We start from the raw sequence: 20,366 nt of genomic DNA on the forward strand, positions 1-20,366 counted from the left end.
CAATCACCGATTCCGGCCGATCATCGCCTTACCCTGACGATATGTCAGATGACGAGTCGTACGAACTGCTCGGGTTCGACAACGTACTGCTGCCGGTCGGCGACCTCGGCGAGGCCGTCCGGTTCTACGAGCGGGCCGGGTTCACGGTCGGGTTCCGGCTCGACGAGGCCGGGATCGCGCAGCTGAAGGTCGGTGGCGAGACGCCGGGCCTGCTGCTGCGGCAGGAGGAGGCGCTGGGGCACCGTCCACCGCCGTGGCCGTCCCCGCGCGTGTGGCTGGAGGTGCCGGACGCCCGGGCGGCGGCACGGGCGTTGCGCGACGCCGGCGTCGAACCGATCGACGCGCCCCTCTCGGTGGCGACCGGCTGGACCGTGGAGATCGCCGACCCCTGGGGAAACATCGTGGGGTTCACGGACTACTGCAAACGGCCGGAGCTCGGGCGCAGACCGTGACGGCGGCCGGGGCGGCGGCGTGACGGAGACCTCACCCCTATTGAGTTGAACATGTTCAAAGACAGGGCCTACAGTCATCCCTGTCAGCGTTTTGAACGCGTTCAAGAAGGGGGAGGCCATGGACCGCACGGTCATTGCCTACATCATCTACCTGGTCGTCAGCATCGCCCTGACCATCTGGGTGGCCCGCACACTCAGCCGCAACGGGCGGATCTTCCTCGCCGACGTGCTGCGCGGGAACGAGAAGCTCGCCGACGCCGTGAACCACCTGCTGGTGGTCGGCTTCTACCTCGTCAACCTCGGCTTCGTCGCCCTGTATCTGAGCGACGACGACACCGTCCTCGACACGCGCGGCATCTTCGAGGCCCTGTCGACCAAGCTCGGCGTGGTGCTGCTGGTGCTCGGCGTGATGCACCTGGGCAACGTCTACGTGCTCAACAAGATCCGGCGGCGCGGGGTGATGGAGCGCGAGCAGGTGCCCCCGGTCGCACCGCAGGACTGGGTCGCCCCGTCGGCCGGGGCCTGAGCGGGGCCCGGTATGACGGCCGACACGACGGGCGGCAGGGCGGCGGGGGTCGCGGTCCGCGGCCTCACCGTCCTCTACGACGCCCAGTGCTCGCTGTGCACCTTCCTGCGCGACTGGCTGGTACGGCAGCCGCAGTTGGTGCCGCTGGAGATGGTGCCGGCCGGGTCCGACGAGGCCCGCCGGCGCTTCCCCGGCCTCGACCACGGAGCGACGCTCGACGAGATCACCGTCGTCGGCGACTCCGGACAGGTCTACCGCGGCGGTGCCGCCTGGATCGTCACACTGTGGGCGCTGCGCGAGCACCGGGGACTCGCGCATCGCCTCAGCACCCCGTCCGGGGCGCGGCTCGCCAAGGGGGCCGTGCTCGCCGCCGCGAAGTGGCGCGGATCGCAGTGGGGCGGCACGAAGCCCGGCGACGGCACGTGGGGCGGCGCCCAGCAGGGCGCCGGCAAGTGGGGCGGACGGGCCTACCGACGGGGGGACGGGTGGTCGTACGACCCGAGTTGGGGGTGGACGTACAACCCTCCGGAGTGCGCCGACGGAAGGTGCGCCGCCCCCCGTTGAGGCCCGTTTCTGGCATGCACTCTTCCAAAACCGCGCTCGGGTTGGCACGCTGCCCCCGGTTCTCCACTCCGCATCCGCACCGACTGTCGGTTGCCGGGCGGCCACCTGGCCGCCCGGTCCCCCCATCGCAGAAGGAGTACGCGTGAGAGGCATACCCCGCGTCATCCGCATACCCCGCCCCGTTCTCGGCGCCCTGGTCGGCGTCACCGCGCTGCTCACCGCGGGCGCCCTCGCCACACCGGCGGGGGCCGCGCCGAGGCCCGACACCCCCACCTCCGTCAGCCAGGTCTCGGCCGGAGCGCAGCAGCAGGCCCGCGACTTCTGGACACCGGAGCGCATGCGGGAGGCGACCCCGCTGGACCTGGTGAGCGTCAACGGTCACTTCGAAGGCGGCTCCGCACCGCAGAAGGGGCGGGCGACCACGGTCGCGCCCACCGCACCGGCCGCGGCCCTCGGCACGAAGGCCGCGGGCGTCGACCTGATGGCCTTCCCGAACGGCGGTGGCCAGTGGACCGGCGGCGGCGCGGTCGTCAACTCGGCCGGCCGCGTGTTCTTCAGCTACCAGGGCCGCACCGCGTCCTGCTCCGGCAACGCCGTCACCAGCAACAACAAGAGCACCGTGATCACGGCCGGCCACTGCGTGAAGCTGGAGGGGGCCTGGCACACCAACTGGGTCTTCGTGCCCGGCTACCACGACGGACAGGCCCCCTACGGCCGCTGGAGCGCGTCGAAGACCCTGTCCACGCCGCAGTGGACGGCGAGCGAGGACATTAACTACGACGTCGGCGCCGCCGTCGTCGCCCCGCTGGACGGCAAGCTCCTCACGGACGTCGTCGGCGGACAGGGGCTGGCCTTCAACACGGGCTACAACCTGCGCATGTACTCGTTCGGCTTCCCGGCCGCCGCCCCGTACGACGGCGAGAAGTTCATCTACTGCAGCGGCAGCACCAGCCGGGACTTCCTGCTGTCGAACGACCACGGCATGAACTGCAACATGACCGGCGGCGCCAGCGGCGGCCCCTGGTTCACGCAGTTCAACGAGTCCACGGGCACCGGCCTGCTGTCCTCGGTGAACAGCTTCAAGTACAACTTCCTGCCGAACCGGATGTACGGCCCGTACTTCGGCGCGGACGCCCAGAACCTGTACCAGACGGCGCAGACCTCCTGACCGTCGGCCGAAACCGCACTCGTTAGGCTCTCGTTCCGTGTCCTCGAAGAACGACAGCCCTGAACAGGGCGACGCGCCCAGCAAGTCCGAGCAGACCCGTGCCCTGATCCTGGAGACGGCCATGCGGCTGTTCCAGGAACGCGGCTACGACAAGACGACGATGCGGGCCATCGCGCAGGAGGCCGGAGTCTCCGTCGGCAACGCGTACTACTACTTCGAGGGCAAGGAACACCTGATCCAGGGCTTCTACGACCGGATCGCCGCCGAGCACCGGGCGGCGGTCCGGGAGGTCCTGGCCCGCGAGACGGAGCTGGAGGCACGGCTCGCGGGCGTTCTGAAGGTGTGGCTGGACATCGCCACGCCGTACCACGAGTTCGCGGTGCAGTTCTTCAAGAACGCCGCCGACCCCGACAGCCCGCTCAGCCCCTTCTCCCCCGAGTCGGAGCACGCGCGCGTGGAGGCCATCGCCATCCACCGGGAGGTGCTGGCGGGCGCCACGAAGACCAAGGTGCCCGACGAGCTCAGGGACGTCCTGCCGGAGCTGATGTGGCTCTCCCAGATGGGACTCGTCCTGTACTGGATCTTCGACCGGACCGAGGGCCGCGAGCGCAGCTACCGGCTCGCCGAGCGCGGTGCCAAGCTGACCGCGCGGGGTGTCTCGCTGGCCCGGTTCCGGGTGCTGCGCCCGCTGGTGCGCGAGGTGCACGAGCTGTTCACGGACTTCCTGCCGGGAATGACGAACGCCATCCCGGATCCGGCCGGGAAGAAGGCGGACAAGCGCAAGGCCACCGGCAAGGGGGCGCCCGCCGAGGACGAGCGCCCCTGAAACCGTCTCCGGCGAACGTCAGTTGACCGCGTCCACGCCGCCCTCGGCCAGCTCGACGTCGTACACGAGCGGCCCCTCCGTCACGACGACCTGCCCGGCCCGGGACGCGTACGACTCGGCGGACGTCGCCAGCAGATACGTGCCCGGCGCCGGCACCGACACGATGTACGAGCCGTCGGCCAGGGACATCACCCGGTCCAGCTGACGTCCGCCCTTGGTCAGCAGCGTCACCGCCGCGCCGTCGACGGGCGCCCCGTCGGCGGTGCGGACGAAGCCGTGCACGACCGACGTCCGGCCCGCGACGACCGGCTCGGGCTCCTCGGCCACCGGGTCCTCCCTGGGCTCGACCGCCAGATGCGGCAGCCGCTTCTCCAGCCAGTCCGGCAGCCACCAGTTGGCGTTGCCGAGCATGTGCATCGCGGCCGGCACCAGGGCCGTACGCAGGATGAAGGCGTCCAGGGCGACGGCCGCGGCGAGGCCGATGCCGGCCATCGCGCCCTCCATGTCGCCGCTCAGCACGAACGCGCTGAACACACAGATCATGATCAGGGCGGCGGAGTTGATGACCCGGCTGGTCTCCGCGAGGCCGACGCGGACCGCGCGCGCGTTGTCCTTCGTGTGCACCCACTCCTCGTGCATCCGGCTCACCAGGAACACCTGGTAGTCCATGGAGAGGCCGAACAGCAGGGACAGCATGATGACCGGCAGGAAGGACGTGATCGGGCCCTCCTTGCCGACGCCGATGAGCTCGGTGCCCCAGCCCCACTGGAAGATCGCCACCAGCACGCCGAAGGACGCGGCCGCCGCGATGAGGTTCATCAGTGCGGCCGTCAGCGGCACCACCAGGGAGCGGAACGCCACCATCAGCAGCAGGAAGCCGAGCGCGATGATCGTCGCGACGAAGTACGGCAGCCGGTCCGCCGTCACCGACGCGAAGTCCTTGAAGACGGCCGTCACACCGCCGACATGGGCCTCGGCCCCGGACTGCGGGATCACGTCGTCGCGCAGCCGGTCGATCAGCCGGTCCGTCTGCTCGGACTGCGGTGAGGTGGTCGGCACGACCTGGATCACGGTGACACCGCCCGCGGGCGGCGCGGCGGCCACCTGGGCGACACCCTCGGTGGACTTGATGCCGTCGACCAGGCCGGTCGGGGCGTCGCCCTCGACGACCACCTGGAGCGGGCCGTTGAAGCCGGGACCGAACCCCTCGGCGAGCAGGTCGTAGGCCTGCCGGGTGGTGGTCGACTCCTGGTGGTTGCCCTGGTCGGTGGCGCCCAGGCGCAGCGACAGCACGGGGACCGCGAGGACCGCCATCACGACGACGGCCATCACCGCGACCGGCAGCGGACGCCGTTGGACGTACGACGACCAGCGCGCCGCGAGCCCGCTCGCCTCGGCCGGCTCCGGTCCCGCCGCGGCGAGCCGGCGCCGCTGCCGGCGGCTGAGCACCCGCATCCCGAGCAGCCCGAGCAGGGCCGGCAGCAGGGTGATCGCGGCCAGCACGCTGAGCACGACGGTCAGCGAGGTCGCGACGACCACGCCGTCCAGGAACCGCATGTTCATCACCAGCATGCCGGCGAGCGCGATGCACACGGTGCCGCCCGCGAACAGCACCGCGCGCCCGGAGGTGTTGAGGGCGGTCACGGCCGCTTCCTCGGGCTTCATCCCGCGCAGGATGCCGCGCCGGTGCCGGGTGACGATGAACAGGGCGTAGTCGATGCCGACGCCGAGGCCGATCAGCGAGCCGAGCAGCGGGGCCACCTCGGGCACGTCCGTGACGTGGCTCATCAGCATCGTCGCGATCATGCCGGTGCCGACACCGGCGATCGCCACGACGATCGGCAGGAGCATCGCGAACAGCGAGCCGAAGGCGAGGAACAGCACGACCGCGGCCGCGAGGATGCCGACCGCCTCCGCGGTGCCCTGCGGGGGCTCCTGGGTGCGGGCGATGGCCTGACCGCCCAGCTCGACCTGGAGCCCGTCGGTCTCGGCGGCCCGCGCCTTGTCGACGACGTCCTCGATCAGCTCCTTGGGGACGGCGTTCGCCTGCTCGGTGAAGGTGACCTGGGCGTAGGCGATCCGGCCGTCCTCGCTGATCTGCGCGGCCCCCTGTGCCGCGTAGGGGTCGGTGACCTCGCCGACGCCCGTCATCCGCCCGATCTCCTGAAGGGCGGGCTCGATCCGGGAGCGTACGGACTCGTCCCGTACGGATCCCTCGTCCACCTTCCACACCACCGTGTCGGTGTCGCCGGCACGCTCCGGGAAGGCCTTCTCCATCAGGTCGTACGCGGTCGCCGAGTCCGTGTCCGGGAGGGAGAAGACGTTCGCGTAGTTCGTGCCCGCTCCGGCGCTCGCCGAGCCCAGGCCGAACAGTGCCCCCAACCACAGCAACAGGACCACCAGCCGATGCCGATAGCACCACCGTGCCAATGCCGCCACGCTCAACGCTCCTTATTCGGTTCGGTCGGTCCCCCAGGTCCTGGGCAACAGAGTGGCGGCGGCACACACGCGTGGGCATGCGTAGGCCATGACTCTCAAGGAACTCCAAAGCTGAACCGGCCCGGTTGTCAGTGGGCCCGCCGATACTGGGGGCATGACGACGGGTTCAGGCACGGTGCTGGTGGTGGAGGACGAGGAGTCCATCGCGGACGTCCTCGCCATCGCCCTGCGCTACCACCGGTTCGAGGTCATGACGGCGCGCACCGTCCGTGACGCGCTCAACATCTTCGAGCGCACCCTCCCCCACGCTCGGACCGGCTCGCGCGGGGGGACCCCCATCGACGCGGCGCTGCTCGACATCATGCTCCCCGACGGCGACGGCCGCGCCCTCGGGCGCGAACTGCGGGCACGCCGCCCCGACCTGGCGCTGGTGTTCCTCACCGCACGCGACGCGCCCGCCGAGATCGTCGGCGCCCTCGGCTTCGGCGACGACTACATCACCAAGCCGTTCGACGTCGACGTGGTCGTCGCCCGGCTGACGGCCGTCCTGCGCCGCACGCGCCCCACCGACGTCCTGCCGCAGCGCCCGCCGCTCAGATACGGCGATCTGGAGCTGGACGAGACGACGTACTCGGTGCGCCGCGCGGGCCGCACCGTCGAGCTCACCCCCACCGAGTACGCTCTGCTGCGCTTCCTGGTGCGCAACGGCGGCCGGATCGTGCCCAAGGAGCAGCTCCTGCGCCATGTCTGGCAGTACGAACACACCCCGCCCGAGTCGACCGTCGTGGAGACCTACATCAGCTATCTGCGGCGCAAGCTGGACGCCCTGGGGCCGCCGGTGATCACCACGCGGCGCGGTGTCGGATACGGCCTGGCATGAGGCTCCCGAGGCTCTCCCGCGTCGGCCGCCGTCGCGGGATCCACTCCCTGCGCGGCAAGCTGACCGTGACGAACGTGGCGCTGCTGGCCATCGGCATCGTCGTCGCGACCGCCGTCAGTCTGGTCACCGCGCGGTTCTACCTGCTCGACAAGGTCGACACCGAGCTGAAGAGCGCGCGCACCACACTGGGGCACGCCGGGTTCACACTGCGGCAGATCGAGTCGCTGAGCGAACTGGGTGTCGCGCTGGACAAGTTCACCGACGGCGGCGAGCGCGACACGGATCCGCTGCCGAGCCCGAGCATGGTGTACGTCGCCGTCGACTCCGCCGGGCGGCCGGTGGCCCTGGGCCCGCTGACGCCGACACCCCGCCAGCACGCCCTGGCCGCAGCCGCGGAGGACCCGGTGGCCCTCGCGGCGGACGAGGACCCGCGGGACGTACGGGTGGACGGCGACCGCTACCGCATGGTCGGCACGCAGCTGTCGGACGGCACCATCGTGCTGATCGCCGTCCCGACCGAGGGCCTGCACGAGGGCATGGGCAAGGCCCTGCGGATGGACCTGGCCGTCGGCACGCTGCTGCTGGCGCTGCTCGGCTGTCTGACCATGTTCAGCGTGCGCCGCCGGATGCGGCCGCTGGAGGACATGGTGGAGACCTCCTCGGCGATAGCCGAGGGCGATCTGACCCGGCGCATCCCCTCCAACAGCGATCCGACCCTGGAGGTCGAGCAGCTGCGGGTGGCCCTGAACTCGATGCTGCACCAGGTGGAGTCGGCCTACCGCACGCGCGAGCGCAGCGCGGCCCAGCTGCGCCGGTTCGTCGGCGACGCCTCGCACGAGCTGCGCACCCCGCTGGCGGCGATACGCGGCTATCTCCAGCTGTACGACCGGGGGATGCTGCCGGAGCCCACCGAGCGCAAGCGCGTCTGGGACCGGATGAACGGCGAGGTCGACCGCATGGGCCGGCTCGTCGACGAACTGCTCACCCTCGCCCGCCTCGACCAGCGGCCCGAACTGCGTTTCCGCAACGTCGACCTGAGCCGGCTGGTGCGCGAGTCGGCGGAGGATCTGCGGGTGCAGCAGCCCGAGCGGCCCATCACGGTCGACGCCGACGGCACGCTGCTGGTGCACGCCGACGAGTCGGGGCTGCGCCAGGTGCTGGGCAATCTGCTGAGCAACGTCCGCACCCACACGCCCGCCGATGTGCCGGTACGACTGGGGCTGGAGCGGACCGACGGCGTCGTCCGGCTGTGCGTGGAGGACAAGGGGCCGGGGCTGGACGAGGAGGACGCGGCGCGGATCTTCGACCGGTTCTTCCGGACCGGCGGGGGCGCGGGCAGCGGTCTGGGGATGGCGATCGTGCAGGGCGTGGTGGACGCGCACGGCGGCGAGGTCACGGTACGGACGGCGCCGGGTGAGGGGCTGGCCGTCACAGTGGTCCTGGCGACGGGCACGGCTTCACGGTCGTAACCGTCGGGCGGCCGCTCACGGCCCCATGTCGGCGAGGATCAGTGCCCACACGGTCTTGCCGTGCCGTCCCCGGCTCCAGACCCCCCACGCGGCGGCCAGGTTCTCCACCAGGTGCAGTCCACGGCCGGCCTCCTCCCACTCCCCCACCGACCGCAGCCGCGGCTCCAGCCGGCTCTCGTCCGACACCTCGATCAGACAGGAGCCGTCGGCGAGCGCGGTCACCGCGACCTCGAACTCGCGCTCCGGCTGCGGGTGCTCCCGGCCCGCGAAGCCCTGGGGCGGGCCGTGCCGGACGGCGTTGGTGGCCAGCTCGGAGACGAGCAGCATCGCGTCCTGCAGCGCCGGATCCCGCGCTTCGTGCCCCCAGTCGGCCAGATGGTCCCGGACCCGGCGCCGCGCGAGACCCACGGACGCCGGATGCCGTGGCAGCCGGAAGGCGTTGCGTCTCAACACGTTTGCTCCTCACCCCACGCACACCTCCCTCACATGGTGCAGCGCCGGGTACCCCCGCTGCACCACCGCATGGACGGTCAGAACGGCGAGATCGCGTCAGATCCAGGTGAGACGCCAGAGGCGGAAGACGCCGGTGCCGTCGGAGAGGTACTGGCCGCCGCCGACCTCCTCGCTGGAGACGACGTACTCCTTGGCCTGCCACAACGGGATCACCGGGACGTCGCGGGCGACGGCCTCCTGGAGCTGGCGGAAGTCCTTGGTGGCCTCGCCGCGGTCGGCGTACTGCTGGCTGGCGGTGATCAGTCCGTCCACGGCCTTGTCGCTGTATCCCGTGCTCATGGTGCCGTTGGTGCCGACGAGCGGGCCCCCGTAGGTGTCCGGGTCGGGGAAGTCGGCGACCCAGCCGACGGCGTAGGCGTCGAGCTTGCCGCCGGCCCAGCGCTTTTGGAAGTCGGTCCACTCGTAGCCCTTGAGCGTCACCTTGAACAGGCCGGTCGCCTCCAGTTGCCGCTTGATCTCCGCGGCCTCCTCGGCCCCGGAACCGCGCCCGGTGGCGTAGCCGTAGGTGAAGCGGACGGGCAGGCCGACGCCGGCGTCGGTGAGCAGGGCGCGTGCCTTTGCCTTGTTCAGCTCGGGATAGGCGTCGAAGAACGACGTGGTGTGGCCGGTGATGCCGGTCGGGATCAGCGAGTACAGCGGGTCGACGGTCCCCTGGTACACGGTCGCGGCGAGCCTCTCGCGGTCGATCAGCCAGGCCATGGCCTGCCGGACCCGCACGTCGTGCAGGGGCGAGGACTTACGGGTGTTGAAGTAGAGGTTGCGGATCTCGGAGCTGTCGGCCTCGGAGACACGCTGACCCGGGTCGGAGGCGTTCAGACCGGCGAGCACCGCGGGCGGCAGCGTGCGCGTGGCGACGTCGACCTGCTTGCCCTTCCATGCCTTCTCCAGCGCCTCGCCGTCGCCGTAGTACCGCAGTTCGACCGGGCGGCCGGTGCCGCTGATCGCTCCCTTGTAGTGCGTGTTGGGAGCGAGGACGGCCTGCTTGTCCTTCGTGTACCCGGTCAGGATGTACGGGCCGGTGCCGTCGACACCGTTGTCGGAGCGCAGCTTGCCGGCCTGATACTTCTCGCGGTCCACGATCGCGCCCGCACCGGTGGCCACCTTCAGCGGGAACGTGGCGTCGGGCGACGACAGATGGAAGGTGACCCTCCGGCCGCTCGCGCTCACCGATCCGAGCGTGTCCAGCAGCGAGGACGGGCCGACGTCCGACTTGATCCGCTTGACCCGGTCGAAGGAGTACTTGACGTCCTGCGCGGTCATGGCGCGCCCGCTCGGGAAGGTGAGCCCCTCGCGCAGCTCGCAGCGGTAGGTGCGCAGATCGGTGCCCTCGAAGCCGCAGCTCTGTGCCGCGTCGGGCACGGGTGTCACGCCGCCCGGCTCGAACGTCATCAACGACTGGAAGACGTTGCTGAACAGCGCCCAGGAACCGGCGTCATAGGCGCCTGCCGGATCCAGCGATGTGACGCCGTCCGTCGTGCCGACCGTGATGGTCCTGCTGTCGTCCTGCTGCGACGGCAGCAACTGCCAGCCGCCCACTCCCACGGCCGCCAGCACGAGCAGCGTCGCGAGAATCCGCATGCGAATGGAACGCATGGGTGTGCCCTCTCCCCAGGCCCTCGAAGGGCCCCCGCATGAGCTTTTGGAATGAGCCACTCCCCTAAGTGGCGCGCACACCTAATCACACGGGTTTCATCAGGGGGAAGAGGATTCTGGCGACATGAGAAAGAACTTACCTACGAGCGTTTCCGGCAGGTTTCACAGGCTGTTCACAGGGTGAGGGGTGGCGGTGCGGCGGCCGGGCGGGGCGACGTTCCCGGCCGGTCGGCGGTTCGTGCCGACGAGCGGTTCGGGTCGTCAGGTGGTCCGGGTCGTCAGGTGGTTCGTGCCGGCCGGCGGTTCGGGTCGTCAGGCGGTTCGGGTCGTCAGGCCTGACGGGACGCCAGCTCGATGACCGTGATGTCCGACTCGGCGCCCACGCGCGTGGGCGGACCCCAGGCGCCCGCGCCGCGGCTGACGTACAGCTGGGTGTCGCCGTACCGCTCCAGACCGGCCAGCGTCGGGTTCGCCAGGCCCGCGACGAGGTTGCCGGGCCACAGCTGGCCGCCGTGGGTGTGGCCGGAGAGCTGGAGATCGACGCCGTGGTCGACGGCGTCATGGATCTGGACCGGCTGGTGGGCGAGCAGCACGCACGCGCGTGCCCTGTCGCGGTCGTCGAGGGCCTTGGCGAAGTCGGGACCCTGCCCCTCGCTCTTCCCCGCGACGTCGTTGACGCCGGCCAGGTCGAAGTGGGGCAGCTCGGTGCGGGCGTTCTCCAGCGGGCGCAGCCCCAGGCGGCGGACCTCCTCGACCCACTGCTCGGCGCCCGAGAAGTACTCGTGGTTGCCGGTGACGAAATACGCGCCGTGCCGCGCCCGGAGCCCGGCGAGCGGGGCCGCCGCCGGGCCGAGGTCCTTCACGCTGCCGTCCACCAGGTCGCCCACGACGGCGATGAGGTCGGGCTGGGTGCCGTTGATGGTGTCGACGACCTTCTGGGCGAAGCCCCGGCCCAGGACCGGGCCCAGATGGATGTCGCTGACGACCGCGATCCGGTAACCGTGCGCCGCGCGCGGGAGCTTGGCCAGCGGGACGGTGACGCGCTTGACCCGCGGGCCCCGCAGAACGCCGTAGGTGCCGTAGCCGACGGTCCCCACGGCGACCGCGGCGGCCGTACCGGCGATGACCCGGGAGACGAAGAGGCGTCGGGTGGGGGCGGCCGGGTCGGGCGGGGTCGCGGAGGCCGCGCTGGGGCCGGTGGCCGACGGCGGCGGCGGGTCCGCCGGGCCGGCCGTAGTCGCGCCGGACGCGGGAGTGAGGGGCTGCCCCTGCGCCGGCTCGGCGGCCGGCGTCGTGGCCGTCGCCGCTCCTGCGGGCGCTGTGACCGCCGTCGCTCCGGCGGGCGATGTGGCCGTCGCCACTCCGGCGGGCACCGGCTCGGGCCGCGGTTCCGGTGCGGCCTCCCGCCCGCGCGCGCGTCTTTCGAGCCATCGCCGCAGCAGTGGCCGTACGACCTCACCGACCAGGATCGCCAGCGTCAGGTACATCGCCAGAGCCAGCCACAGGAAACCCGGCCAGGCCAGGACCTGCTGGAGCCAGAAGGGCGCGCCCGTGCGCTCGGCGACCAGGGCGCCGATCGTCAGCGCCCAGCCGCCGGCGATCACCACCACGCCCGCGCGGCGCACGAGGCCGGGAGCGCGGGTCGTGTCGCGGAACAGGCGACGCCACATCCACCAGTTGCCCGCCACCAGGACGGACAGCACGAGCAGCGCGACGAGCGCGAAGACGATGACCACGCGGACGTTCCCTTTCCCTTGCGTGACGAGTGAACGTCCCGAGCCCTGGCCGAGTTCCTATGACGTCCGGCGCAGTGCCCGCACTCCACGCAACCCAATGACGCCGACGACCGTCCCCAATACGAAGGAGACGACGGCGAGCAGCAAGTGCACCCAGAAGTACGCCGTCGGGTGGCCGTCGTCGAACGCCAGCCCGCTGCTGTCCTTGATCAAATTTTTGACGAAAGTGACCCAGATGACCCAGCTCCACACCCCGAAGGCGAGCAGGAACCAGGAGACCGGGCGGCTGAGCTTCATGAGTTCAGTATCAACGCCGCGTGTCGGGTCCTCCGGGCGGGGTGGGGACAGAAGCGGGACTTCCATGGCAACGGCATGTACGTTCTCCGTCGTGCCCGCACCCAAGAAGACCGCCAGGCGCGCCCTGCTGGTCGCTTCCGCCGTCGTGTCGTCCCTCGCGCTGACCACGCCCCTCTCCCACGCGGCCCCCAAGCCGTCACCGAGCACGAGCCCGTCGGCCACGCCCCCGGCGGACATGTCGACCGTGGGCGGCGAGCGGCTGGGGCAGGCCGGCACGCAGGTGAACCTCGCGAGCGGTGTCCCCGTACTGCCCAAGGACCTCACCGCGCGCTCCTGGGTGATCGCCGACGCCGAGTCCGGCGACGTGCTCGCCGCGCACAACGCGCACTGGCGGCTCCCGCCCGCGAGCACCATGAAGATGCTCTTCGCCGACACGGTGCTGCCGAAGTTCCCCAAGAGCGTCGAGCACAAGGTCGTGCCGTCCGACCTCGCGGACGTCGGATCCGGCTCCAGCATGGTCGGGATAAAGGAGGGCGAGACCTACAGCGTCCACGACCTGTGGCTCGGGGTCTTCCTTCGCTCCGGCAACGACGCCGTGCACGTGCTGTCGAAGATGAACGGCGGAATCGACAACACCGTGCGGGAGATGAACGAGCACGCCGAGGAGCTCCAGGCCCTCGACACGACCGCCGTGTCCCCCGACGGCTACGACGCCCCGAACCAGGTCTCCTCGGCGTACGACCTGACCCTGATCGCCCGCTCCGGGCTCCAGAAGAAGGACTTCCGCGAGTACTGCTCGACGGTCACCGCGAAGTTCCCCGGCTCGACGACGAAGAAGAAGGGCAAGTCCGTCCGGGAGTCCTTCGAGATCCAGAACACCAACCGGCTGCTGGCCGGGGACAGCGACATCCCCGTGTACCAGGGCATCGCGGGTGTGAAGAACGGCAACACCACCAACGCGGGCGCCACGTTCACGGGCGTGGCCGAGCGGAACGGCAAGGTGCTGCTCGTCACGGTCATGAACCCGGAGAAAAGCGAGCACAACGAGGTCTACAAGGAGACCGCGCGCCTCTTCGACTGGGGCTTCAAGGCGGCCGGGAAGGTGCAGCCGGTGGGTGAGCTCGTGCCGCCGAAGAGCGCGGCGCAGGCCAGCGCGCAGCCGGGTGCGAACGACTCCGGCGAGGCCGGTGGCACCGGGGACGGCAAGAAGTCCTCGAAGTCGGCGGTGGGTGCCTCGGCCGCGAGCGGTTCGACCGGCATCGGGGTGGCGCTCGGGATCACCGGCGGGGCGCTGGTGCTGCTCGCGGCGGGCGCGTTCCTGATCAACCGCCGCTGGCCGCTGCCCGACCTGGTGCGCCGTCGGGGCCGCTCCTGACACCCGGTTTCGCGGGTCCGGCGGCCGAGCCCCTGGTTGCGGCCGCCGAGTCCTCGGCCGCGTGCCCGGGCCGGCCCGCCACGTCCTGCGACTCGACCGACCCGCTCTCCTCGGCGGCCGACCCGTCCTCCGCCGCGGCCGACCCGTCCTCCTCCGCGGCCTCGGTCTCCTTGTGCCCCGTCGCCGTCCAGGCGGCGCAGAACACCACCAGCTTCGCGGTGAAGTTGATCCACAGCAGCAGGGCGACCGGCACGCCGAACGCGCCGTACATGCTCTTCGTGGCGACGCCCTGCATATAACCGCTGAGCAGCAGCTTCAGCAGTTCGAACCCGATCGCGCCGATCAGCGCGGCCACGATCAGCCGGCGGCGAGGCGGTTCGACGCCGGGCAGCAGGGTCAGGACGTAGAGCAGCAGCAGGAAGTTCGCGAGCACGGCGACCAGGAACGCGGCGATCTGCAGCAGGACCCCGCCCCAGCCGCCCTCGTCGATGCCGAGCTGCCGGGTGATCCAGCCGACCAGGGCGGAGGCGACGGTGGACGCCGCGATCGTCACGAGCACGGCACCGCCGAAGCCGACCAGGATGCCCGCGTCCTTGACCTTGCCCAGGACGGGGTTCTCCTCGGGGTCGGGCAGCTCCCACACCGCGCGCAGGCACTCGCGCATCGAGGTGACCCAGCCGATACCGGTGAACAGCAGGAGGGCGCCCGCGATGAGTCCGACCGTGCCGGCGTTCTCGACCAGACCACTGATGTTGAGCTGGTCGGCGATGCCGGGCACCTGGTCGGCGAGCTTGTCCTCGAGCTTGTCCTGCTGCTCCTGGCTGAGCGTCGCGGCGGCGATCGCCGCGGCCAGCGTGAGCAGCGGGAACAGGGCGATGAAGCTGGTGAAGGTCATCGCGGCGGCCAGCCGTGTCCACTTCACCCGGTCCATGCGCTCGTACGAGCGCCACGCGTGCGTACCCATCAGCCGGGTCACCGCGGACCCGACGACGGGAAGTCTCTTCAGCCAGTCCATGATCCGTCTCTGCCCTCCGCAGGGAAGACCAATGTCCGTGTGCCCCAAAACCGCAGGACTGTAGCCAGCGCCATGCCGATTCCCGCTCCCGAGACGGTGTCGGCCGGCTGGGAGGTGAACCCGAGGCCGTAGTGACTCACGGTGAGGCACAGCAGCTGTACGACCGCTCCGGCGGCGTTCACCGCGACGAAGAGGGCGTAGGGGCGCGGGCCCCGGCGGTGGGTGTGGCGGTACGTGCCACGCGCGTTCCCGGCGTACGCGACGGAGCAGCCGGCGACGAAGGAGACGGCTTTCGCCGTGAGGGGGTCCAGGGCGGCGGGGCCGCGGAGGCAGGTGAAGAGGGCCAGGTCGACGGCGTAGGCGAGGAGCCCCACCGCGGCGAACGCGAGGACTTCCTGGCGGGTGGCTCTGGGACCGGTGGGTCCCGTGGCGCCGTCGGGCCTCGGACACGCGCGCGTGTCTACCAATTGGCCACCGCCAGGCCGTACATCGTCAGCCACACCACTCCGATGACGGCGAGCGCGCGGTCGCGCAGGACGACCTCCTCCGGTTCGCCCGCGGTGCCGCGGTCGGCGAACACGGCGTAGCGCAGGATCGCGAGGATGAAGGCGACCATGGACAGCTGGCGCCAGGGCAGCAGTCCGGTGTGCGGGTCGCCGCCCTTCTCCAGGGCCCACAGGCAGTAGCCGAGAACGGCGACGCCGGCCGCCAACTGCCAGACGAAGCGCAGGTATCCGGCGGTGTACTCGGTGAGCAGCGCGCGCGTGGCGCCCGCTTTCCCCTCCATCTGCACGGCCTCGGAGTAGCGCTTGGCCGACACCATGAACAGCGCCCCGAAGCCGGTCGTGATCAGGAACCATCGCGACAGCGGGATGCCGAGCGCGAGCCCGCCGGTCATCGCCCGCATCAGGAACCCCGTGGTGACGACGGCGAGGTCGACGACCAGGACGTGCTTGAGGCTGACGCAGTACGCCAGTTGCATGCCGAGGTAGGCGATGAGCAGGGCCGCGACGAGGGGCGAGGTCAGCCAGACCGCGGCGGCCGGTGCGAGGACGCCGAGGACGCCCCCGACGGCGTACGCGACCGGTACGGGGACCTGGCCGGCGGCGACCGGACGGTGCCGCTTGGTCGGGTGGGCGCGGTCCGCGTCGGCGTCTCGGGCGTCGTTGATCAGGTACACGGCGGCGGCACAGGCCGTGAAGAGCGTGAAGACGAGGGCGAGTTGGATCGCCGCGTAAGTGGAGAAGAGCCGGCCCGCGGCGGCCGGGGCGGCGATGACCAGGACGTTCTTGACCCACTGCTTGGGGCGAGCGGTCCTGACGAGACCGCGCAGCAGCGGGCCGGGGCCGGGTTCGCGGGCCGGTGGTGGTGAGACGCGACGCGGGGGCGTGCGCTGTTGGTGGAGCGCCGTTTCCCGGATTCGCGCGGCACTCGTCGGGAGGTCCGTTTCCCGGATACGCGCGGCACTCGTCGGGAGGTCCGTTTCCCGGATACGCGCGGCACCGGTCGGGTGCGCTGTGTCGCGGATGCGCGCGGCACTGGGCAGGTGCGCCGTGTCGCGGATGCGCGCGGGGCTCGTCTGATGCGCCGCCTCGGGCAGGGGCGCGGCGCTCGTCGGGCGCGCCGGATCACTGACGGGCGCGGGGCTCGTCGGGCGCGGCGTCCCCGGCATGGGCGCGGCACTGGTCGGGTGCGCCGTCTCACGCATGGGCGCGCCCGCTCCCTCTCCGCATCCAGTTCGCTCCGACGCGCGCGGTGAGTGCGCCCAGCACCGCGCCCGCCGCCACGTCGGAGGGGTAGTGCACGCCGACGACCAGGCGCGACAGGCACATCGCGGTGGCCAGCGGCGCGATCGCGTACGCGCCGAGCGCGCCGAAGGCGACCGCCGCGGCGGTGGCGGAGGCCGCGTGGGAGCTGGGGAAGGAGTGCCGGCCCAGAGTGTGCACGCGGGGTTCGACATGCGCCGGGCGCGGACGGCGCACCACCCTTTTCACCCCCATGCTGACGAGGTGCGCGCCCGCGGTGAGCGCTGTGCCGCGCGCCCAGGCGCCGCGGCGCCGACCGTCCGCGACGGCCCCGGCGAGGCCCGCCGCCAGCCACAACGCGCCGTGCTCGCCCGCCCGGGACAGAGTGCGCGCGGCGCCGGCGACACGTGGGTCACGACCGCGGGCGTGGACCGCCGAAAGGATCCGTCGGTCCACGCCCCTGAGGCTTCGGTGGTCCATGTCGTCGAAGTGGTCCATGCGGACTCACTGTTCACGCCCACCGAGCCGGAATTACGACAATATTGGGCGACATCCCATTAATCACCCATTTTGGGGAGAGGCTGAATGTTTCATAACTGATCGCCCTCATACGGACGCTACGGTCGCCGACATGCCTGCCGACACCGTGTCCGTCTCGGGATGGGGCCGCACCGCCCCCACCAACGCCCGCCTGGTCCGCCCCAGGACGTACCAGGAGGCCGCGACGGCAGTCCGGGACTGCGGGGCCCGCGGAAGCATCCCGAGGGGCCTGGGGCGGGCGTACGGGGACGCGGCGCAGAACGCCGGGGGCATGGTCCTGGACATGACCGGCCTGGACCGGGTGCACGCGATCGACGCCGACAGCGGCATCGTGCTGTGCGACGCCGGGGTCTCCCTGCACCGGCTGATGGAGGTGCTGCTCCCGCTCGGCTGGTTCGTCCCGGTGACACCCGGCACCCGCTACGTGACGGTCGGCGGCGCGATCGGGGCCGACATCCACGGCAAGAACCACCATGTCTCGGGCTCCTTCTCGCGCCACGTGCTGTCGATGGAACTCCTCACCGCCGACGGCGAGGTCCGCGCCGTCGCCCGCGACACGCCCCTGTTCCACGCGACCACCGGCGGCATGGGCCTGACCGGCGTGATCCTCACCGCGACGATCCAGCTCCAGCCGGTGTCGACCTCGCTGATGTCGGTCGACACCGAACGCGCGCGCGACCTCGACGACCTGCTGGCACGCCTGTCCGCCACCGACGACCACTACCGCTACTCGGTCGCCTGGATCGACCTGCTGGCACGCGGCCCGGCGATGGGCCGCGGAGTGCTCAGCCGTGGCGACCACGCACCCCTGGAAGCGCTGCGCGAGGGCACACGCGCGCGTAGGCAGCCGCTCGCCTTCCGCCCGGTCCGCCTGCCCGCACCGCCCGCCGTCCTCCCGGAGGGCCTGCTGAGCCGCCGTACCGTGGGCTGGTTCAACGAGCTCTGGTACCGCAGGGCGCCACGCGCGCGTACCGGCGAACTCCATACGCTCGCCCGGTTCTTCCATCCCCTGGACGGCGTGCCCCACTGGAACCGGATCTACGGCCGGGGCGGCTTCGTGCAGTACCAGTTCGTCGTCGGGCACGGCCATGAGGAGACCCTGCGCGGCATCGTGCGGCGCCTCTGCGAGCACCGCTGCCCGGCCTTCCTGGCGGTCCTCAAGCGCTTCGGGGACGCCGATCCCGGCTGGCTCTCCTTCCCGGTGCCCGGCTGGACGCTCGCCCTGGACCTCCCGGCCGGCCTGCCCGGGCTCGGCACCCTCCTGGACACGCTGGACGAGGACGTCGCCTCGGCCGGCGGACGGGTCTACCTCGCCAAGGACTCCCGGCTGCGGCCCGACCTGCTCGCCGCGATGTACCCGCGCCTGGACGAGTTCCGCGCCCTGCGCGCCGAGATCGACCCGCGCGGGGTCTTCGTCTCGGACCTGGCCCGCCGCCTCGGCCTGTAGACCTCCCGGCCTCCCGGACCCCAGACCGCCCCTGCCCCTCCCCCGGACCCTCGATCTCTAGGAGCTGTCGTGAAGGACGCCTTCGGCATCCCCCAGTCCCTGCTCGTCCTCGGCGGTACGTCCGAGATCGCGCTGGCCACCGCGCGCCGCCTGGTCGCGCGCCGGACCCGCACGGTGTGGCTGGCGGGCCGCCCCTCACCCGCCCTCGAGCAGTCCGCGGCCGATCTGCGCGCCCTGGGCGCCGAGGTACGGACGGTGGCCTTCGACGCGCTCGATCCCGAGTCCCACGAGACGGTGCTCGGCAAGGTCTTCGCGGAGGGCGACATCGACATGGTGCTGCTCGCCTTCGGGATCCTCGGCGACCAGGCCCGCGACGAGCGCGAGCCGCTGAACGCGGTGCGGGTCGCGCAGACCAACTACACGGGCGCCGTGTCAGCGGCCCTGGTCAGCGCGGCCGCGCTCCAGTCCCAGGGCCACGGCTCGCTGGTCGTCCTGTCGTCCGTCGCCGGCGAGCGGGCGCGCCGCGCCAACTTCATCTACGGCTCCAGCAAGGCCGGCCTCGACACCTTCACCCAGGGCCTGGGCGACGCCCTGCACGGCACCGGCGTCCACGTCATGGTCGTACGCCCCGGATTCGTACGCTCGAAGATGACCGCCGGCCTGGAGGAGTCGCCACTCGCGACCACCCCGGAAGCGGTCGCGACAGCCATCGAGCTGGGCCTGCGCCGCCGCTCGGAGACGGTCTGGGTACCGGGCGCGCTCAGGCTGGTGATGTCAGCACTACGCCACGCCCCGCGCTCGGTGTTCCGCCGCCTGCCGCTGTAGGTCCAAAGGCGGCCGACGAGTGCGGTACGACGACGCTCGACAGCGCCGCGTGGGGCGCAGGGAACGCCGTATCGACACACCCGATCGGCAACGCCGCCAGGGGCGCGGGGAACTGCGCGACCAGCCACATCGGCGCCGCAGACGAAAAGCGACCTGCCCCGGCACCCCACGTCACAGCACCCACGTCCGGGCACCCCACGTCACAGCGCCCCGCGTCGCGGCGCCCCCGCGGAGCTACCCCGCCGTGATCGACCCGCGCTCCACATGCCCCGCCTGCGGCGGCACCACCGCGCCACCCCCGAAGGCGTAGTCCCGCAGCTTGCGCCACACACCGTCGGCGCCCTGTTCGTAGAGGGCGAATCCGGTGCAGGGCCAGTGGGCCTCGTAGTCGGCGAGCGCCTCGAAGGCGCGGTCCATCGCCTCGTCGTCGATCCCGTGGGCGACCGTGACATGCGGGTGATAGGGGAACTGCAGTTCGCGTGCCACCGGGCCGGAGGCGTCACGGACCTGCTTCTGCAGCCAGGTGCAGGCCTCGGCGCCCTCGACGACCTGGACGAAGACGACCGGCGACAGCGGCCGGAAGGTCCCCGTGCCGGACAGCCGCATCGGGAAGGGCCGCCCGGCCGCCGCGACCTCGACGAGGTGCGCCTCGATCGCGGGCAGCAGCGCGGCGTCGACCTCTGTCGGCGGCAGCAGCGTGACGTGCGTGGGGATGCCGTGAGCCGCGGCGTCGCCGAAGCCCGCGCGCCGCTCCTGGAGCAGGCTGCCGTGAGGCTCCGGGACCGCGATCGACACGCCGATCGTTACGGTCCCCACGTCGTCTCCTGTCATCTCTCTCGTGAGCTCGTCCATCGCGAGAAGCTCGTCCTGGTGCGAGTGAGCTCGTGCCCTGTTGGTGAGCGCGAGCGGCCGCCTGCGCGGACACCCGGCTATCGACTGTACGGCCACGACTGTGC

The 20,366-nt window shown here is 71.5% G+C and carries 20 protein-coding genes; 10 read left to right on the forward strand and 10 right to left on the reverse strand.

From position 1 onward, the window contains the following. The first annotated feature begins 41 nt into the window (after positions 1 to 41). The 5 genes from ACGFW6_RS30605 (at position 42) to ACGFW6_RS30625 (ending at position 3,536) form a co-directional block, all read left to right on the forward strand. Positions 42 to 452: a VOC family protein gene (locus tag ACGFW6_RS30605; RefSeq protein ID WP_393516891.1), complete on the forward strand. Its 411-nt coding sequence runs from the start codon at positions 42 to 44 to the stop codon at positions 450 to 452. 118 nt (positions 453 to 570) lie between these two features. Then, positions 571 to 978 (forward strand): hypothetical protein, encoded by a 408-nt coding sequence (locus ACGFW6_RS30610; RefSeq protein WP_030957280.1) that lies wholly within the window; start codon positions 571 to 573, stop codon positions 976 to 978. 12 nt (positions 979 to 990) lie between these two features. After that, positions 991 to 1,542, forward strand: coding sequence for a thiol-disulfide oxidoreductase DCC family protein (locus ACGFW6_RS30615; RefSeq protein WP_393516894.1), 552 nt, complete (start codon positions 991 to 993; stop codon positions 1,540 to 1,542). 142 nt (positions 1,543 to 1,684) lie between these two features. Further along, positions 1,685 to 2,710, forward strand: a complete 1,026-nt coding sequence (locus ACGFW6_RS30620) for a trypsin-like serine peptidase (RefSeq protein ID WP_393516897.1) — start codon at positions 1,685 to 1,687, stop codon at positions 2,708 to 2,710. A gap of 37 nt (positions 2,711 to 2,747) precedes the next feature. Further along, the gene (locus tag ACGFW6_RS30625; protein WP_393516900.1) at positions 2,748 to 3,536 is read left to right on the forward strand and encodes a TetR/AcrR family transcriptional regulator; all 789 of its coding nucleotides are present in this window, start codon (positions 2,748 to 2,750) and stop codon (positions 3,534 to 3,536) included. Between the two features lie 18 nt (positions 3,537 to 3,554). Here the strand turns inward: ACGFW6_RS30625 and ACGFW6_RS30630 are convergent, their stop codons facing one another. After that, a complete protein-coding gene (locus ACGFW6_RS30630) occupies positions 3,555 to 5,966 on the reverse strand; it encodes an MMPL family transporter (protein WP_393517117.1) in 2,412 nt (803 codons plus the stop codon). Between the two features lie 163 nt (positions 5,967 to 6,129). Here ACGFW6_RS30630 and ACGFW6_RS30635 point away from each other — a divergent pair, with 163 nt between their 5' ends. Then, positions 6,130 to 6,855, forward strand: a complete 726-nt coding sequence (locus ACGFW6_RS30635; protein ID WP_393516902.1) for a response regulator transcription factor — start codon at positions 6,130 to 6,132, stop codon at positions 6,853 to 6,855. Then, positions 6,852 to 8,324, forward strand: coding sequence for a sensor histidine kinase (locus tag ACGFW6_RS30640; RefSeq protein WP_393516905.1), 1,473 nt, complete (start codon positions 6,852 to 6,854; stop codon positions 8,322 to 8,324). The genes ACGFW6_RS30635 and ACGFW6_RS30640 overlap by 4 nt, the downstream gene beginning before the upstream one ends. Before the next feature lie 15 nt (positions 8,325 to 8,339). On the opposite strand, the gene ACGFW6_RS30645 is transcribed toward ACGFW6_RS30640, so the two are convergent. The 4 genes from ACGFW6_RS30645 to ACGFW6_RS30660 form a co-directional block, all read right to left on the reverse strand. Continuing rightward, entirely contained in the window at positions 8,340 to 8,777 is a 438-nt protein-coding gene (locus tag ACGFW6_RS30645; RefSeq protein WP_393516908.1) for an ATP-binding protein, read from the reverse strand. Positions 8,778 to 8,873: 96 nt separating this feature from the next. Continuing rightward, positions 8,874 to 10,430, reverse strand: a complete 1,557-nt coding sequence (locus tag ACGFW6_RS30650; RefSeq protein WP_393516911.1) for an ABC transporter substrate-binding protein — start codon at positions 10,428 to 10,430, stop codon at positions 8,874 to 8,876. 329 nt (positions 10,431 to 10,759) lie between these two features. Next, complete coding sequence (locus ACGFW6_RS30655; protein WP_393516914.1) at positions 10,760 to 12,166, reverse strand: metallophosphoesterase; 1,407 nt, start codon at positions 12,164 to 12,166, stop codon at positions 10,760 to 10,762. A gap of 57 nt (positions 12,167 to 12,223) precedes the next feature. After that, entirely contained in the window at positions 12,224 to 12,463 is a 240-nt protein-coding gene (locus ACGFW6_RS30660) for an SCO4848 family membrane protein (protein WP_062702372.1), read from the reverse strand. A 91-nt stretch (positions 12,464 to 12,554) separates the two neighbouring features. Here ACGFW6_RS30660 and ACGFW6_RS30665 point away from each other — a divergent pair, with 91 nt between their 5' ends. Continuing rightward, positions 12,555 to 13,838 carry a D-alanyl-D-alanine carboxypeptidase family protein gene (locus ACGFW6_RS30665; protein ID WP_393516918.1) on the forward strand — a complete coding sequence of 428 codons (1,284 nt, stop codon included), beginning with the start codon at positions 12,555 to 12,557 and terminating at the stop codon, positions 13,836 to 13,838. Here ACGFW6_RS30665 and ACGFW6_RS30670 read toward each other — a convergent pair. The 4 genes from ACGFW6_RS30670 to ACGFW6_RS30685 form a co-directional block, all read right to left on the reverse strand. After that, the gene (locus ACGFW6_RS30670; protein WP_393516921.1) at positions 13,786 to 14,853 is read right to left on the reverse strand and encodes a YihY/virulence factor BrkB family protein; all 1,068 of its coding nucleotides are present in this window, start codon (positions 14,851 to 14,853) and stop codon (positions 13,786 to 13,788) included. The genes ACGFW6_RS30665 and ACGFW6_RS30670 overlap by 53 nt on opposite strands. Further along, positions 14,841 to 15,320 (reverse strand): GtrA family protein, encoded by a 480-nt coding sequence (locus ACGFW6_RS30675; RefSeq protein ID WP_393516924.1) that lies wholly within the window; start codon positions 15,318 to 15,320, stop codon positions 14,841 to 14,843. Before ACGFW6_RS30675 ends, ACGFW6_RS30670 begins: the two co-directional genes overlap by 13 nt. Beyond that, entirely contained in the window at positions 15,314 to 16,273 is a 960-nt protein-coding gene (locus ACGFW6_RS30680; protein WP_393517120.1) for a decaprenyl-phosphate phosphoribosyltransferase, read from the reverse strand. The genes ACGFW6_RS30675 and ACGFW6_RS30680 overlap by 7 nt, the downstream gene beginning before the upstream one ends. A gap of 280 nt (positions 16,274 to 16,553) precedes the next feature. Beyond that, entirely contained in the window at positions 16,554 to 17,096 is a 543-nt protein-coding gene (locus tag ACGFW6_RS30685) for a phosphatase PAP2 family protein (RefSeq protein ID WP_393516926.1), read from the reverse strand. Positions 17,097 to 17,229: 133 nt separating this feature from the next. Between ACGFW6_RS30685 and ACGFW6_RS30690 the strand changes: the two genes are divergently transcribed. Together ACGFW6_RS30690 and ACGFW6_RS30695 are read left to right on the forward strand one after the other, a co-directional pair. Next, the gene (locus tag ACGFW6_RS30690) at positions 17,230 to 18,585 is read left to right on the forward strand and encodes an FAD-binding protein (protein ID WP_393516929.1); all 1,356 of its coding nucleotides are present in this window, start codon (positions 17,230 to 17,232) and stop codon (positions 18,583 to 18,585) included. 69 nt (positions 18,586 to 18,654) lie between these two features. After that, positions 18,655 to 19,410 (forward strand): decaprenylphospho-beta-D-erythro-pentofuranosid-2-ulose 2-reductase, encoded by a 756-nt coding sequence (locus tag ACGFW6_RS30695; protein WP_393516932.1) that lies wholly within the window; start codon positions 18,655 to 18,657, stop codon positions 19,408 to 19,410. Between the two features lie 234 nt (positions 19,411 to 19,644). Here the strand turns inward: ACGFW6_RS30695 and ACGFW6_RS30700 are convergent, their stop codons facing one another. Further along, the gene (locus ACGFW6_RS30700; RefSeq protein WP_393516935.1) at positions 19,645 to 20,226 is read right to left on the reverse strand and encodes a 2'-5' RNA ligase family protein; all 582 of its coding nucleotides are present in this window, start codon (positions 20,224 to 20,226) and stop codon (positions 19,645 to 19,647) included. Positions 20,227 to 20,366 lie beyond the last annotated feature (140 nt).

Source organism: Streptomyces sp. Y7 (genome assembly GCF_043195415.1).
Classification (GTDB): domain Bacteria; phylum Actinomycetota; class Actinomycetes; order Streptomycetales; family Streptomycetaceae; genus Streptomyces.

Bases quoted from the DNA above. Each gene is read 5' to 3' on its own strand.
- ACGFW6_RS30605 (WP_393516891.1), top strand. From the start codon at position 42: ATGTCAGATGACGAGTCGTACGAACTGCTCGGGTTCGACAACGTACTG.
- ACGFW6_RS30610 (WP_030957280.1), top strand. From the start codon at position 571: ATGGACCGCACGGTCATTGCCTACATCATCTACCTGGTCGTCAGCATC.
- ACGFW6_RS30615 (WP_393516894.1), top strand. From the start codon at position 991: ATGACGGCCGACACGACGGGCGGCAGGGCGGCGGGGGTCGCGGTCCGC.
- ACGFW6_RS30635 (WP_393516902.1), top strand. From the start codon at position 6,130: ATGACGACGGGTTCAGGCACGGTGCTGGTGGTGGAGGACGAGGAGTCC.
- ACGFW6_RS30640 (WP_393516905.1), top strand. From the start codon at position 6,852: ATGAGGCTCCCGAGGCTCTCCCGCGTCGGCCGCCGTCGCGGGATCCAC.
- ACGFW6_RS30650 (WP_393516911.1), bottom strand. From the start codon at position 10,430: ATGCGTTCCATTCGCATGCGGATTCTCGCGACGCTGCTCGTGCTGGCG.
- ACGFW6_RS30660 (WP_062702372.1), bottom strand. From the start codon at position 12,463: ATGAAGCTCAGCCGCCCGGTCTCCTGGTTCCTGCTCGCCTTCGGGGTG.
- ACGFW6_RS30670 (WP_393516921.1), bottom strand. From the start codon at position 14,853: ATGGACTGGCTGAAGAGACTTCCCGTCGTCGGGTCCGCGGTGACCCGG.
- ACGFW6_RS30685 (WP_393516926.1), bottom strand. From the start codon at position 17,096: ATGGACCACTTCGACGACATGGACCACCGAAGCCTCAGGGGCGTGGAC.
- ACGFW6_RS30690 (WP_393516929.1), top strand. From the start codon at position 17,230: ATGCCTGCCGACACCGTGTCCGTCTCGGGATGGGGCCGCACCGCCCCC.